This is a genomic window from Amycolatopsis sp. DG1A-15b, from assembly GCF_030285645.1.
GTDB lineage: Bacteria > Actinomycetota > Actinomycetes > Mycobacteriales > Pseudonocardiaceae > Amycolatopsis.
Genome location: NZ_CP127296.1, coordinates 8,876,306 through 8,889,638, shown reverse-complemented (window position 1 = coordinate 8,889,638; position 13,333 = coordinate 8,876,306). Strand labels below are relative to the sequence as shown.

At 69.6% G+C, this 13,333-nt stretch carries 19 protein-coding genes; 2 read left to right on the top strand and 17 right to left on the bottom strand.

The annotated features are described in order from the left end of the window. Positions 1 to 251 precede the first annotated feature (251 nt). On the top strand, positions 252 to 1,433 hold the full coding sequence (eccE, locus tag QRY02_RS41265; RefSeq protein ID WP_285988117.1) for a type VII secretion protein EccE: 1,182 nt from the start codon (positions 252 to 254) through the stop codon (positions 1,431 to 1,433). Beyond that, complete coding sequence (locus QRY02_RS41260) at positions 1,430 to 2,149, top strand: hypothetical protein (protein WP_285988116.1); 720 nt, start codon at positions 1,430 to 1,432, stop codon at positions 2,147 to 2,149. The genes eccE and QRY02_RS41260 overlap by 4 nt, the downstream gene beginning before the upstream one ends. Positions 2,150 to 2,211: 62 nt before the next feature. Here QRY02_RS41260 and truA read toward each other — a convergent pair whose 3' ends face one another. From truA to rpsE, 17 genes are all read right to left on the bottom strand, one after another. Next, positions 2,212 to 3,042, bottom strand: a complete 831-nt coding sequence (gene truA / locus QRY02_RS41255; protein ID WP_285994070.1) for a tRNA pseudouridine(38-40) synthase TruA — start codon at positions 3,040 to 3,042, stop codon at positions 2,212 to 2,214. Between the two features lie 73 nt (positions 3,043 to 3,115). Next, a complete protein-coding gene (rplQ, locus tag QRY02_RS41250) occupies positions 3,116 to 3,667 on the bottom strand; it encodes a 50S ribosomal protein L17 (RefSeq protein ID WP_285988115.1) in 552 nt (183 codons plus the stop codon). Between the two features lie 44 nt (positions 3,668 to 3,711). Beyond that, on the bottom strand, positions 3,712 to 4,782 hold the full coding sequence (locus QRY02_RS41245) for a DNA-directed RNA polymerase subunit alpha (RefSeq protein WP_004558887.1): 1,071 nt from the start codon (positions 4,780 to 4,782) through the stop codon (positions 3,712 to 3,714). 106 nt (positions 4,783 to 4,888) lie between these two features. Further along, complete coding sequence (rpsD, locus tag QRY02_RS41240; RefSeq protein WP_285988114.1) at positions 4,889 to 5,494, bottom strand: 30S ribosomal protein S4; 606 nt, start codon at positions 5,492 to 5,494, stop codon at positions 4,889 to 4,891. Between the two features lie 23 nt (positions 5,495 to 5,517). Beyond that, entirely contained in the window at positions 5,518 to 5,925 is a 408-nt protein-coding gene (gene rpsK, locus QRY02_RS41235; protein ID WP_004558885.1) for a 30S ribosomal protein S11, read from the bottom strand. Positions 5,926 to 5,943: 18 nt separating this feature from the next. Further along, positions 5,944 to 6,129 carry a hypothetical protein gene (locus tag QRY02_RS41230; protein WP_013222623.1) on the bottom strand — a complete coding sequence of 62 codons (186 nt, stop codon included), beginning with the start codon at positions 6,127 to 6,129 and terminating at the stop codon, positions 5,944 to 5,946. Continuing rightward, entirely contained in the window at positions 6,126 to 6,506 is a 381-nt protein-coding gene (rpsM, locus tag QRY02_RS41225) for a 30S ribosomal protein S13 (RefSeq protein ID WP_034285908.1), read from the bottom strand. Before rpsM ends, QRY02_RS41230 begins: the two co-directional genes overlap by 4 nt. A gap of 205 nt (positions 6,507 to 6,711) precedes the next feature. Beyond that, positions 6,712 to 6,825 (bottom strand): 50S ribosomal protein L36, encoded by a 114-nt coding sequence (gene rpmJ / locus QRY02_RS41220; RefSeq protein WP_004558882.1) that lies wholly within the window; start codon positions 6,823 to 6,825, stop codon positions 6,712 to 6,714. A gap of 33 nt (positions 6,826 to 6,858) precedes the next feature. Beyond that, positions 6,859 to 7,080 (bottom strand): translation initiation factor IF-1, encoded by a 222-nt coding sequence (infA, locus tag QRY02_RS41215; RefSeq protein WP_004558881.1) that lies wholly within the window; start codon positions 7,078 to 7,080, stop codon positions 6,859 to 6,861. Positions 7,081 to 7,409: 329 nt separating this feature from the next. After that, positions 7,410 to 8,186: a type I methionyl aminopeptidase gene (gene map, locus QRY02_RS41210; RefSeq protein ID WP_285988113.1), complete on the bottom strand. Its 777-nt coding sequence runs from the start codon at positions 8,184 to 8,186 to the stop codon at positions 7,410 to 7,412. 44 nt (positions 8,187 to 8,230) lie between these two features. Beyond that, positions 8,231 to 8,785: an adenylate kinase gene (locus QRY02_RS41205; RefSeq protein WP_013222620.1), complete on the bottom strand. Its 555-nt coding sequence runs from the start codon at positions 8,783 to 8,785 to the stop codon at positions 8,231 to 8,233. Next, a complete protein-coding gene (secY, locus tag QRY02_RS41200) occupies positions 8,782 to 10,089 on the bottom strand; it encodes a preprotein translocase subunit SecY (protein ID WP_285988112.1) in 1,308 nt (435 codons plus the stop codon). Before secY ends, QRY02_RS41205 begins: the two co-directional genes overlap by 4 nt. A gap of 254 nt (positions 10,090 to 10,343) precedes the next feature. Then, positions 10,344 to 10,958, bottom strand: coding sequence for a LysE family translocator (locus QRY02_RS41195; RefSeq protein WP_285988111.1), 615 nt, complete (start codon positions 10,956 to 10,958; stop codon positions 10,344 to 10,346). Positions 10,959 to 10,978: 20 nt separating this feature from the next. After that, positions 10,979 to 11,914 (bottom strand): hypothetical protein, encoded by a 936-nt coding sequence (locus QRY02_RS41190; RefSeq protein ID WP_285988110.1) that lies wholly within the window; start codon positions 11,912 to 11,914, stop codon positions 10,979 to 10,981. 109 nt (positions 11,915 to 12,023) lie between these two features. Next, the gene (gene rplO, locus QRY02_RS41185; protein ID WP_285988109.1) at positions 12,024 to 12,470 is read right to left on the bottom strand and encodes a 50S ribosomal protein L15; all 447 of its coding nucleotides are present in this window, start codon (positions 12,468 to 12,470) and stop codon (positions 12,024 to 12,026) included. Beyond that, complete coding sequence (gene rpmD / locus QRY02_RS41180) at positions 12,467 to 12,652, bottom strand: 50S ribosomal protein L30 (RefSeq protein ID WP_013222615.1); 186 nt, start codon at positions 12,650 to 12,652, stop codon at positions 12,467 to 12,469. The genes rplO and rpmD overlap by 4 nt, the downstream gene beginning before the upstream one ends. 1 nt (position 12,653) lies before the next feature. Beyond that, on the bottom strand, positions 12,654 to 13,301 hold the full coding sequence (gene rpsE / locus QRY02_RS41175) for a 30S ribosomal protein S5 (protein ID WP_103342416.1): 648 nt from the start codon (positions 13,299 to 13,301) through the stop codon (positions 12,654 to 12,656). Between the last annotated feature and the right edge of the window lie 32 nt (positions 13,302 to 13,333).

The following is a 13,333-nucleotide window of genomic DNA, read 5'->3' as shown; positions in this document are numbered from 1 at the left end:
GCGGACCCGGTCCCGGCGGACCCGCAGGACGTCCCGGCGGCCCCAGTGGCCCTGGTGGCCCTGGTGGTCCTGGCGGCGGCGGCCCCGGTGGCCCTGGCGGCGGTGGACCGGGTGGCCCCGGCGGCCCGGGTGGGCCCGGCGGCCCTCAGGGGCCCGACGACAGCGGTCCCGCCACTCCCCCGCCCGGCCCGGCGCGGGTGGCCCCACCGGCGCGGCGGCGGTCCGCCGGCGTCACCCTCGGCCCGCTGCCCGTGGCCAACCTCGTCGTGCTCGAAGTCGGCCTCGCGATCGGCCTGGTCCTGCTCGCGATCGACATGTCGCTCAAGTACGTCGGCATCGGCATCGCCGGCTTCGCCCTCATCGTCGCGCTGCTGCGCTGGCGCGGCCGCTGGTTCACCCAGTGGGTCGGCCTGACGCTGCGCTACACCTTCCGCTCGCACGACCGGGTCGCGGACCCGCTGCCGCCGAGCACCGTCGAAGCCATGACCGCCGAAGAGACCACGGTCACCGGCCCCGACGACGCCCGCGTGAACCTGCTCCGCATCGCCGTGCCGGACCTCGTCGTCGCCCACGGCGTCGACCACGAGCGCCAGCAGGTCGGGCTCGCCTGGAACGACGGCACGTGGACGGCGGTGCTGCTCGTCGAGCCGGCGCCGGCGTTGATCACCCAGGCCGACGGCGCGCCGAGCCTGCCGCTGTCGGCGCTGGCGCCCTGCCTCGAAGACCGCGGCGTGGTCCTCGACTCGATCCAGATGATCTGGCACTGCTACCCGGGCAGCGCGGCGCTGCCGTCGGATTCGCCCGCGCTGAGCTCCTACATGGAGGTGCTGGGGCCCCTGCCCGCGGCGGCCCGGCGCACGACGTGGGTGGCGATCCGGCTCGACCCGCGGCGGTGCCCGGCGGCGATCCGGGAGCGCGGCGGCGGCGTCGTCGGCGCCCACCGCGCCCTGATCGGGGCGCTGTCGCGGGTCCGCAACGCGCTGGAGTCCCAGGGCGTGCCGACGCGGCCGCTCGACCCGGACGAGCTGCTGCGGGCGGGCATTTCCGCCGCGGAGCTGACGTCGGTGGCCGGGTCACCCACCAAGGTGACGCTGCAGGAACGCTGGTCCGGCGTGACCGCGGCCGGCATCGGGCACGCGAGCTACGCCATCACCGGCTGGCCGAAGGGCAAGGTCACCAACAGCCTGAACGCGTTGACGAGCGTCCGCGCGCTGTCGGCGACGCTCGCGATGTCGATTTCCCCGGCGTCCGACGAGGGCAAGATCGGGCTGCGCGGCGTGGTCCGGCTGAGCGCGCGGAACCCGCGTGAGCTCGACGCCGCCGACCAGCGGCTGCAGGGGCTGTCCGAGCGGCTGGGGGTGGACCTGACGCCGCTGCGCGGCCTGCAGGTCTCCGCGTTCGCCGCGACCTTGCCGATCGGAGGCACAGCATGACTTCCCGCGTCCGTGACGCCGGGCAGAACAGCGGCGTGGCGCCGGAGTTCACGGTGGACCCCGCGATGCTCGACGCGATCAGCCCCTCGGGTGACCGCGGCGGCATCGTGCTCGGCTCGGGCCTCAAGGGCGAGCCGCTGACGATCTCGGCGCTGCGCTCGACCCCCACCCGGATCGTGCTGGTGGGCGGGCTCTACCTGGCCCGCCAGGTCGCCATGCGCGCGATGGCGGTCGGCGCGTGGGTCGTCGTCGCCACCGGGCGCCCGACCGAGTGGCAGGTGCTCTCCCGGGCGGCCGGCAGCCGCGACGGGCGGCCGTCGCCGCTGGTGCAGATCCGCCGGCTGTCGCCGGTCGAGCTGCCGCGGCCGTCGGAGGACGCGCCGCTGCTGGTGGTGACCGACGGCGGCCCGACGCCGCAGGACCTGTTCCCGCCCCGCTCGCCCTGGCAGACGACGGTCTACGTGCTCCCGTACCTGCACCCGCAGGCGGGCGCGACGGCCAACGCGGCGGACCTGGTGCTGATGCAGCGCCTCCCGGCCGGACAGGCCGAGCTGGCGGCCCGCATCTGGCGCCTGCCGCCCCAGATGATGCGCCAGCTGACGACGTTGAAGGACGATCAGGTGGTGGCCCTGGGCCGCAACCTCTGGCGTCCGCTGCGGCTGGTGACGACGGGCAAGGAGCAGCAGCTCCTCGGCCCGGTGCGCCGCGGCGACTGACGTCCTTTCCGGACCGGCGAAAGCGGGTGGTTCCCCTCGGGGAGCCACCCGCTTTGCGTTCGTCAGGGGGAAGTGCGGACGTTCCTCGTCTGCTCGGCCCGCGCCGCGAGTTCCTCGTCCGGCGGGTAGTCCACGCCCAGGAGCGTCAGGCCGTGGGCCGGGGCCACCGCGCTGTCGCGGATGCCGCTCTCCAGGACCTTCGCGGGCCACGCGTCGGTGCGGCGGCCGTCGCCCACCAGGAGGAGCACGCCCACCAGGCTGCGGACCATCGAGTGGCAGAACGCGTCCGCCGAGACCCGGACCTCCAGCAGGTGCTCGTCCACCCGCGCCCACTCCAGGCGCTGCAGCTCGCGGATCGTCGTGCCCGTGTCACGCTGCTTGCAGTACGCCGCGAAGTCGTGGAGACCCAGGAGCTCCCCGGCCGCGGCATTCATCGCGTCCGTCGAGAGTGGACGGTTCCAGGCCAGCGTGTCGTGGCGGCGCAACGGGTCCACGCCCCACGGGGCGTCCGAGACGCGGTAGCGGTAGTGCCGCCGCACCGCGGAGAACCGGGCGTCGAAGCCCTCGGGAGCGACCCGGGCGCCCAGCACGCGCACATCGCCCGGCAGCAGGCGGTTCCAGCGGCCCACCATCCGGGTCAGGTCCGGGATGCCTTCGGCGGAGACCGGGACGCGGCCGGAGGTGCCCGGAGCGAGCGGCACGACGTCGACGTGCACCACCTGGCCCGTCGCGTGCACACCGGCGTCCGTACGGCCCGCCACGACGACGGACTTCGGCACCGCGGCCCCCGGCGGCTGCCGCTGCAGGGCCTCCTCCAGGAGCGCCTGGACCGTCCGGCGGCCCGGCTGGCGGGCCCAGCCCGAGAAGTCCGTGCCGTCGTAGGAGACGTCCAGGCGCAGACGAACGAGCCCGCCCTCCCCGGGGGGAGTGGCGGGCTCGTCCGGTGTCGAATCGGCCGTCAGGACGTCAGTCCTTCTTGGCGTCCGCGTCTTCCGAAGCCGGGGCTTCGGTCTCGGCGGTGGTGTCCTCGGCCTTGGCCTCCTCGGCCGGAGCCTCGGGGGTCTCCTCGGTCGAGGTGGTCTCCTCGGCAACCGGAGCGGCGGCCTTCTCGTCCTTGGCGAACTTCGTCTTGCGAGCGCGCTCGGCCTCGGACGTCACGGTCTTCTCGGACACCAGCTCGATGACGGCCATGGCGGCGTTGTCGCCCTTGCGCGCCATCGTCTTGGTGATCCGGGTGTAGCCACCGGGACGCTCCGCGAAGTGCGGACCGATCTCGGCGAACAGCTTGTGCACGACGTCCTTGTCACGGACGACCTTCTGCACCTGACGGCGGTTGTGCAGGTCGCCCCGCTTCGCCTTCGTGATCAGCTTCTCGGCCAGCGGGCGGACCCGGCGGGCCTTCGCCTCGGTGGTCGTGATCTTGCCGTGCTCGAACAGCTGCGTGGCCAAGTTGGCCAGGATCAGCCGCTCGTGCGCGGACGACCCGCCGAGCCGGGCTCCCTTGGTAGGGGTGGGCATTGGTTCTCCTACTAGTTCAGCTCGCAGCGTCCAGGCACAGAGCCCTAGAGCTGCTCGGTCTCTGCGTAGTCCTGGCCATCGTCGTGGCCGTCCGAAATCCCGTCGGCGATGCCACCGACACCCTCCGACCAGCCTTCACCGTCGTAGCTGGCGGCCGCCGCGGTCGGGTCGAACCCGGGCGGGCTGTCCTTCAGCGCGAGGCCGAGGCCGACGAGCTTGAGCTTGACCTCGTCGATCGACTTGGCGCCGAAGTTGCGGATGTCGAGCAGGTCCGCCTCGCTGCGCGAGACGAGCTCGCCCACCGTGTGGATGCCCTCGCGCTTGAGGCAGTTGTACGACCGGACGGTGAGGTCCAGGTCCTCGATCGGCATCGCGTAGGCGGCGATGGTGTCCGCCTCCTGCGGCGACGGGCCGATCTCGATGCCCTCGGCGTCGACGTTCAGCTCGCGAGCGAGACCGAACAGCTCCACCAGCGTCTTGCCGGCCGACGCGACCGCGTCGCGCGGCGTGATCGACGGCTTGGTCTCGACGTCCAGGATCAGCTTGTCGAAGTCGGTGCGCTGCTCGACACGGGTGGCCTCGACCTTGTAGGTCACCTTGAGCACCGGCGAGTAGATCGAGTCGACCGGGATCCGGCCGATCTCCGCGCCCGCCTGCTTGTTCTGCAGGGCCGGAACGTAACCGCGGCCGCGCTCGACGACGAGCTCGATCTCGAGCTTGCCCTTGCCGTTCAGCGACGCGATGTGCAGATCCGGGTTGTGCACGGTGACACCCGCCGGCGGCACGATGTCGGCCGCCGTGACCTCACCGGGGCCCTGCTTGCGCAGGTACATGGTGACCGGCTCGTCCTCTTCCGAGGACACCACGAGCTCCTTGAGGTTCAGGATGATGTCGGTGACGTCTTCCTTCACCCCGGGAACGGTGGTGAACTCGTGCAGCACGCCGTCGATGCGGATGCTCGTCACGGCCGCGCCCGGGATGGACGACAGCAGCGTACGACGCAGCGAGTTGCCGAGCGTGTAGCCGAAGCCGGGCTCCAGCGGTTCGATGGTGAACCGGGAGCGGGTCTCGTTGACCGTCTCTTCGCCGAGAGCCGGCCGCTGGGAAATCAGCATTTCTTCCTAATTCCTTTCCAGACGACGCCCGCCATATGACGTCGAAGGGATGGCGCGGCGGCGGCGCACCTGTTGCGCCGCCGCCCGTACTCCAGCCAGGGCCGGACTACTTCGAGTAAAGCTCGACGATCAGCTGTTCCTGAACCGGAACGTCGATCTGCGCACGCTCCGGCAGCTGGTGGACCAGCACGCGGAGGTTGGACTGGACGACCTGCAGCCACGCCGGGATCGGGCGGTCGCCGAAGGACTCCTTGGCCACGACGAAGGGCAGCATCGAGAACGACTTCGGCCGCACGTCGATGATGTCCCACTTGGTGACCTGGAACGACGGGACGTTCACCTTCTTGCCGTTGACCAGGAAGTGGCCGTGGCTCACCAGCTGACGCGCCTGACGGCGGGTGCGGGCGATGCCGGCGCGGTAGATCACGTTGTCCAGGCGGGACTCGAGGATCTGGAGCAGGTTCTCACCGGTCTTGCCCGGACGCCGGACGGCTTCCTTGTAGTACCGGACGAACTGACGCTCGAGAACGCCGTAGGTGTAGCGAGCCTTCTGCTTCTCCTGCGACTGCAGGAGGTACTCGGACTCCTTGATGCGCCCGCGGCCGTGCTGGCCCGGCGGGTAGGGGCGACGCTCGAAAGCCTGGTCGCCGCCGATGAGGTCAACCTTGAGGCGACGCGAAATACGCGTCGCGGGGCCGGTGTAACGAGCCATTTCTTCTTACTCCTCCCCGTTCCTCAGACCCGGCGCCGCTTGGGCGGGCGGCAGCCGTTGTGAGGCTGCGGGGTCACGTCCTGGATGGTGCCGACCTCGAGGCCGGCCGCCTGCAGCGAGCGGATCGCCGTCTCGCGGCCCGAACCCGGGCCCTTCACGAAGACGTCGACCTTCTTCATGCCGTGCTCGGCGGCCTTGCGGGCAGCGTTCTCGGCGGCCATCTGCGCGGCGAACGGGGTGGACTTGCGGGAGCCCTTGAAGCCCACGTGTCCACTCGACGCCCACGCGATCACGGCACCGGTCGGGTCCGTGATCGAGACGATGGTGTTGTTGAAGGTGCTCTTGATGTGCGCGTGACCGTGCGCGACATTCTTCTTTTCCTTGCGGCGGACCTTCTTGGCCCCGGCCGCAGTACGAGACTTCGGTGGCATGTTGTGAGGGATCTCCTGTTAGCGCGCGTTCTCTTGGTGAGCGGCGACCGCTTCGGCCTGGCCGCGCCGGATGATCGAACCGGCGTCGGTGTACAGGTTGCGGAGCGCCATCGGGCGGGCGTAGAGCGCCTTGGGCGAGACACAAGCCGAGCCGCGGCGCTGAACGCCACCCATCTGCACGACCTTCTTGCCCTGGACGCTCACTTCTTGCCAGCCTTCTTCTTGCCGGCGACCGTCTTCTTCGGACCCTTGCGGGTACGGGCGTTGGTCTTCGTGCGCTGACCACGGACGGGAAGTCCGCGGCGCCAGCGAAGGCCCTCGTAGCACCCGATCTCGATCTTCCGACGGATATCGGCGTTCACCTCACGGCGAAGGTCACCCTCGACCTTGAAGTTCTCTTCGATGTAGACACGCAGCTTCGCGAGGTCGTCATCGCTGAGGTCTTTGACGCGGGTGTCCGCGTTGAGCTCGGCAGCCTTGATGAGCTGCTTCGAGCGGGTACGGCCGATGCCGTAGATGTAGGTAAGCGCGATCTCCAACCGCTTTTCGCGGGGGAGGTCTACGCCAGCGAGTCGTGCCATTGGCGTTGATGCTCCTTCTTCGGTTTCATCTTCAGGTCTGCTCCCCGTCCGGTTCCGGGACCGACTCGCCTGTCGTGCCCTCGGCTTGCGCTTCGGGTGTCCCGGCCCCGGCCTGAAGCCCGGGGGTGAACCGGTTCACTCGCGTGAACCGGCAGGTGCGGGGAGGTTGTGTAGCCGTCAATCCACTCTGGTCGAGTGCAGGCGATCAGCCCTGCCGCTGCTTGTGCCGCAGGTTTTCGCAGATCACCATGATCCGGCCGTGACGGCGGATCACCTTGCACTTGTCGCAGATCTTCTTGACGCTCGGCTGGACCTTCACGTCTTCTGCTCTCCTGTTAGCTGCTCTTCGTGATCACTTGTAGCGGTAGACGATGCGACCACGAGAGAGGTCGTAGGGCGAGAGCTCCACGACAACCCTGTCCTCGGGCAGGATGCGGATGTAGTGCTGCCGCATCTTGCCGCTGATGTGTGCCAGGACCTTGTGACCGTTCTCCAACTCGACGCGGAACATCGCGTTGGGGAGCGGCTCGACTACGCGGCCTTCGACCTCGATGGCCCCGTCTTTCTTCGCCATGTCCTCCGCATTTCCTTTGTCGACACTGTCTGTCGCTACAGTCTGTGACCAACCGGAGCACTAGTGCCGGGTTGGGTGGTGCGTGGCACACTGGTGCCCGGCTCCCAAGACCGTGAGTTCACGAGCGTGCAGGATCCGGGCGCGATAAGTGCGCCGACTTGACAGTGTACGCAACTCGTGTCGCGACCCCCAAACCGGGGGTGACCATGCTAAAGGACCGTGCAGGTGGATGTGATCGCGATCACCGCTTGTGGGTGAATGTGCAGGTCAGCGACATCCGCGGCTTCGCCGCGGGCCGGGGGCTCCGCCACCCGGACCCCCGCAAGAGTTCAGGCGTCTTCCGGAGCGGTGAGCACCCAAGGGCCGTCTTCGGTGATCGCCACCGTGTGCTCCCAGTGGGCCGCGCGGGAGCCGTCGGCCGTGACGACCGTCCAGCCGTCGTCCAGCTCGCGGGTCTCGCCACCGCCGCCGGTCAGCATCGGCTCGATCGCCAGCGCCATGCCGGGCTTGAGCCGCGGGCCCTTGCCGGGCTTGCCGACGTTGGGCAGGAACGGGTCCATGTGCATCTGGCGGCCGATGCCGTGCCCGCCGTACTCGACGATCATCCCGTACTCGATGCCGTCGTCACGGCCCGCGCGCTCGGCGGCGGACTGGACGGCGTAGGAGATGTCGGTGAGCCGGCCGCCGGCGGTGACCGCCTCGATCCCGGCCCACATCGCCGCCTCGGTCGCCGCGGACAGCGCGAGGTCGGCGTCGGAGACCTGGCCGATGGCCAGTGTCACCGCGGAGTCGCCGTGCCAGCCGTCGAGGATGGCGCCGCAGTCGACGGAGATGATGTCGCCGTCGGCCAGCACCTGGCTCTTCGCCGGGATGCCGTGGACGATCTGCTCGTTCACCGACGCGCAGATCGACGCCGGGAAACCGTGGTAGCCCTTGAACGACGGCACCGCGCCGGCGTCCCGGATCGTCTGCTCGGCCAGCTCGTCGAGCTCGGCGGTGCTGACGCCCGGCTTCGCCGCGGCACGGACCGCCGCGAGCGTGCGGGCGACGACGAGGCCCGCGGCCCGCATCGCCTGCAGCTCGTCCGGGGTCTTGACTTCGATCATGCGCCCACGCCGGAGCACTTGCAGAACACGCAATCCTCCGAGGTTCACGTGCGGTCGCGCAGCGCTTTCAGCACCCGGCCCGAGATCTCTTCGACACTGCCGACACCGTCGACGGTCACCAGGATGTCGGCGTAGTACTCCAGCAGCGGCGCGGTGTCCGACACGTAGATCTGCTGACGGCGGCGGATGACCTCTTCGGTGTCGTCCGCGCGGCCGCGCGACATGAGCCGTCCGACGACGACGTCCTCCGGGACCTGCAGCTGGATCACGGCGTCGAGCGAGACGTCCGCGTCGCCCAGGATCTCGCCGAGGACCTCGGCCTGCTTGGTGTTGCGGGGGAAGCCGTCGAGCAGGAAGCCGACCTTGGCGTCCGGCTCGGCGAGCCGCTCTCGGACCATTTCGTTGGTCACCGAGTCGGGCACGAGCTCACCCGAGTCCAGGTAGCGCTTCGCTTCCTGGCCGAGCGGGGTCTCCTGGCCGACGTGCGCGCGGAACAGGTCACCGGTGGAGATGTGCGGGACGCGCAGCTGCTCGGACAGGGCCACCGCCTGCGTGCCCTTGCCCGCGCCGGGCGGACCGACGAGAACCAGGCGCGTCACTTCAAGAACCCTTCGTAGTTGCGCTGCATCAGCTGGCTCTCGATCTGCTTCACGGTGTCGAGGCCGACACCGACCATGATCAGCACAGCCGTGCCACCGAACGGGAAGTTCTGGTTGTTCCCGCTCCCGGTCAACGACAGGAAGAAGTTCGGAAGGATCGCGATGATACCCAGGTAGAGCGAGCCGGGCAGGGTGATCCGGCCGAGCACGAAGCTCAGGTACTCCGCGGTCGGGCGGCCCGGGCGGATGCCCGGGATGAAGCCGCCGAACTTCTTCATCTCTTCCGCACGCTCGTCCACGTTGAACGTGATCGTGATGTAGAAGTACGTGAAGAAGATGATCAGGGCGAAGTACAGCGCGATGTGCACCCAGCTGGACTGGTTCACGATGTAGTTCTTGATGAACACCTGCCAGCCGGAGTTGGCGTTCTGGTCGCCGACGAGGCGGCTGATCAGGTCCGGCAGGTACAGCAGGGACGACGCGAAGATGACCGGGATGACACCGGCCTGGTTGACCTTGATCGGCAGGTAGGTCGACGTGCCGCCGTACATCCGGCGGCCGATCATGCGCTTGGCGTACTGCACCGGGATCCGGCGCTGCCCCTGCTCGACGAAGATGACGCTGGCGATGATCACCAGGCCGAAGACGCAGACGATCGCCAGCCCCACACCACCCGCGTTGCTGAGGATGTTGCCGCCCTCGACCGGGATGCGCGCCGCGATGTTCAGGAAGATCAGGACGGACATGCCGTTGCCGACACCGCGCTCGGTGATCAGCTCGCCCAGCCACATCATGACGGCGGTGCCCGCGGTCATGGTGATGACGATGATCGCCAGCGAGTAGACGCTGTTGTCCGGGATGATCGGCTGGTCGCAGTCGGGGAAGAGCTGCTTGCGGTCCGCGAGCGCGACCACCCCGGTGGCCTGCAGGATCGCCAGCGCGATCGTCAGGTACCGGGTGTACTGGGTCAGCTTGCCCTGGCCGGACTGCCCTTCCTTCTTCAGCTCCTCGAACCGCGGGATGACCACGGTGAGCAGCTGGATGATGATGCTCGCCGTGATGTACGGCATGATGCCGGTCGAGAAGAGCGACAGCTGCAGCAGCGCACCGCCGCTGAACAGGTTCAGCAGCTGGTAGACGCCCTCCTGCTGCGCCTGGGAGCTACAGGCCTGTACGGCACCGTAGGAGATGCCGGGCGCCGGAATGGTCGCACCGATTCGGTAGACCGCGACAATGGCTAGCGTGAACAGGATCTTCTTGCGTAGATCCGGCGTCGCGAGAGCCGAGCGGAAGGCGCTGAGCACGCGGGGGACCTCCTCGGCGTCGTCGGCTGTCCTAACCGACGATCGGCTTGGCCGGCACGGGGCCGGCAGGAACACACAGCACTACTGGCACGCAAGCCAGGAACGCTTCGGGGCACACTCGTCCCGAAGCGTGTCGCCGACTCTAACAGCTTCACAGGGCGTGTCCGCAGTCCGTGTGGGTTTTCCGTACCAAGGTTGCTCCGGCGGGTTGATCCACATCGCCGTCTTGGTCGTATTCCTTGACAGATCGCGGGTCAGGCGTTGGACGTCGCGAGCACGCCGGCCAGGCCGACGAGGACCACGCCGGTGCCCCGGTCGACGTTGCGCCGGGCCCGCCGGGAGAGCTTGATCGTCTTCACCGCGGCGCCGACGCAGACGTAGACCGAGCCGGCCAGGAACTCGGCCAGCAGGTAGACCGCGCCGAGCAGCGCGATCTGCCCGGAATAGGGCCCGTGACCTGCGTCGATGAACTGCGGGACGAAGGCGGTGAAGATCAGGATCGCCTTCGGGTTGGTGAGCGCGACACCGAACTCCTTGCGGGTGACGCGCCACGCCGTCATGGGCGTCGCGGGCAGCTCCGTGGGACTGCTTTTGCCCCGGAAGGTGGACCAGAGCAGGCGGGTGCCGAGGAAGAGCAGGTAGGCGGCGCCGGCCCACTTGATGATCGTCAGCGCGGTCTCGGACGCGGCCAGCAGCTGCCCCAGCCCGGCCGCGACGGCGGCGATCAACAGGGTGAAAGCACCCAGCCGGCCGCCGAGCCCGGCGAGGCCGTGGCGAACACCGTGCGTCATGCCGTGGTGGAGGCCGAGCAGGTTGTTCGCCCCCGGCGTAAGGGCGATGAGCACCGACGCCCCGAAGAAGACCCACATGCCTCCACGGTAGCGACGCCTCAGGGCTGCTCGTCGTCCGGCGGCAGGACGGTGATGGCGACCCCGGAGGGCGGCGTCGGGGTGTCGGCGTAGGCGAGCGCCGGATCGGCCCAGCCGGGGTTGCGACCGAAGTTCCGCAGGGGCAGGTAGCCCAGCACGGCCGCGGCGGCCGCCAGCACGGTGGCCAGGGTCAGCAGCCACATGCCGGGCCCGGTGGAGACCTCCAGGCCGGCTTCCTCGTCGGCGATGGCGGCCAGCTCGAACCGGCTCATCCAGGTGGTGGTGACGACGCCGGCGGTGAAGAGCGCGCCGGCCGAGAGCAGCCACCGGGTGAGGCCGCGGTCCGGCCGGGCGAAGGCCGCGATGGCTGCCACGGCCAGTACGACGACCGCGATGACGACGGGGATGCCCACAGGCACGCCGGGGCGGTCGGTGACCGGCTGCCCGGTGATCTCGATGCGGTTGCCCCATGCGGTCTCGGTGATGGTCAGCTGGGCGCCGATGAACCCCTGGCGGAAGTTGAGGTCCTGGAGCATGCGGAAGAGGGGCAGGAAACAGCCTCCGACGGCCAGCACGGCGGCGAGGGCGGCGAGCACCGCCGGGAGGCGGTGGAGCAGGCCGGCCGCCGCCGGAGCGGGCTCGGGCTCGGCTTCCGGAGCTGGTTGGGGTGTGGCGGCGGAAACCGGCAGTTCGGCGACGGGGAAGGGCAGGGGCTCCGCCTGCGATGGGGTGGCGGTGATGTGTGGCGGGAAGAGGGGCGGGCCGGATCGCGGTGCGGCCTCGGCGGGGAATGCCAGCGGGTCCGTGGGCCGCGTTGCCCCCGGCTCAGCGGGGAAGCTCGCCGGCGCGCCCGCTCCCGGCTCGGGGCCGTCGGGCCGCGGAGCTTCGACGGGGAAGCTCAGAGGCGACTCGGCGCCGTCGGGATGGGCTGCGGGCTCCTGCGGCGATCTGTCCACCCTTCCGATCCTCCGTCCGGATTGCCGTCCCGGCAAGGAACCCGTCCGCGAGAAGAGACGGCGAAGGCCCGCCTGGCAGAGCCAGACGGGCCTTCGAACGAGCTTCAGCTCAGTTGGTGGTGGCGGAGCCACCGGCCGCTTCGAGCTTCTCCTTGGCCGAGCCGGAGAACGCGTCGGCGGTGATGTCCAGCTTGACGCCGTTCACATCGCCGTTGCCGAGCACCTTCACCAGCTTGCCCTTGCGGACCAGACCGCCCTGCACGAGCTCCTCGGCGCCGATCTTGCCGCCGTCCGGGAAGACGCGGGCGATGTCGCCCACGTTCACCGGCTGGTACTCGGTGCGGAAGCGGTTCTTGAAGCCGCGAAGCTTCGGGAGCCGCATCTGGATGGGCATCTGCCCACCCTCGAACCGGGCCGGCACGTTCTTCCGGGCCTTGGTGCCCTTCGTACCGCGACCGGCCGTCTTGCCCTTCGAACCTTCACCACGACCGACGCGCATCTTCTCGCGCTTGGCGCCCGGAGCCGGACGCAGGTGGTGGATCTTGATGGCCGTCATGCCTGGACCTCCTCGACCTCCACCAGGTGGCGGACGGTGTGGATCAGGCCGCGCACCTGGGGGGTGTCATCACGCACGACGCTCTGGCGGATCTTGCGCAGCCCGAGGGTGCGCAGCGACTCGCGGTGAGCGTGCTTCGTGCCGATCTTGCTCTTGACCTGGGTGACCTTGAGCTGAGCCATGTCAGACCCCCTGGCCAGCACGCTGGCGCAGCATCCGGGCCGGCGCGACGTCCTCGAGCGGGAGACCGCGGCGAGCCGCGACCTCTTCGGGACGCTGCAGACCCTTCAGGGCCGCCACGGTCGCGTGCACGATGTTGATCGCGTTGTCGGAGCCGAGCGACTTCGACAGCACGTCGTGGACACCCGCGCACTCCAGCACGGCGCGCACCGGGCCACCGGCGATGACGCCGGTACCGGCGGAAGCCGGGCGGAGCAGGACGACACCAGCGGCTTCCTCACCCGTGATCGGGTGGGGAATGGTGCCGCCGACGCGCGGGACGCGGAAGAAGTTCTTCTTCGCTTCCTCGACGCCCTTGGCGATGGCCGCGGGAACTTCCTTGGCCTTGCCGTAGCCGACGCCAACCTGACCGTCGCCGTCGCCGACGACCACCAGGGCGGTGAAGCTGAAGCGACGACCACCCTTGACGACCTTGGCGACGCGGTTGATCGTCACGACCTTCTCGAGGTGCGGGGTCTTGTCCTGGCCGGCCCCGCCACGGCCGCTGTCGCGCCGGTCCCGGCCGCCACCGCGACGGTCATTGCGGTCGTTGCCGCCCTGCCCGCCGGGTCCGCCCTGTCCGCCGCCGAATTGCCGTGTACGTCCCGGCATCAGGCTTTCCTTCCGTTAACAAGCTTCTGCAT

Bases quoted from the DNA above. Each gene is read 5' to 3' on its own strand.
- map (WP_285988113.1), bottom strand. From the start codon at position 8,186: ATGATCGAAGTCAAGACCCCGGACGAGCTGCAGGCGATGCGGGCCGCG.
- rpmD (WP_013222615.1), bottom strand. From the start codon at position 12,652: ATGGCTCAGCTCAAGGTCACCCAGGTCAAGAGCAAGATCGGCACGAAG.
- rpsM (WP_034285908.1), bottom strand. From the start codon at position 6,506: ATGGCACGACTCGCTGGCGTAGACCTCCCCCGCGAAAAGCGGTTGGAG.
- rpsD (WP_285988114.1), bottom strand. From the start codon at position 5,494: ATGGCTCGTTACACCGGCCCCGCGACGCGTATTTCGCGTCGCCTCAAG.
- QRY02_RS41260 (WP_285988116.1), top strand. From the start codon at position 1,430: ATGACTTCCCGCGTCCGTGACGCCGGGCAGAACAGCGGCGTGGCGCCG.
- rplO (WP_285988109.1), bottom strand. From the start codon at position 12,470: ATGACGGCCATCAAGATCCACCACCTGCGTCCGGCTCCGGGCGCCAAG.
- rpsE (WP_103342416.1), bottom strand. From the start codon at position 13,301: ATGCCGGGACGTACACGGCAATTCGGCGGCGGACAGGGCGGACCCGGC.
- rplQ (WP_285988115.1), bottom strand. From the start codon at position 3,667: ATGCCCACCCCTACCAAGGGAGCCCGGCTCGGCGGGTCGTCCGCGCAC.
- rpsK (WP_004558885.1), bottom strand. From the start codon at position 5,925: ATGCCACCGAAGTCTCGTACTGCGGCCGGGGCCAAGAAGGTCCGCCGC.
- QRY02_RS41195 (WP_285988111.1), bottom strand. From the start codon at position 10,958: ATGTGGGTCTTCTTCGGGGCGTCGGTGCTCATCGCCCTTACGCCGGGG.
- QRY02_RS41245 (WP_004558887.1), bottom strand. From the start codon at position 4,782: ATGCTGATTTCCCAGCGGCCGGCTCTCGGCGAAGAGACGGTCAACGAG.
- infA (WP_004558881.1), bottom strand. From the start codon at position 7,080: ATGGCGAAGAAAGACGGGGCCATCGAGGTCGAAGGCCGCGTAGTCGAG.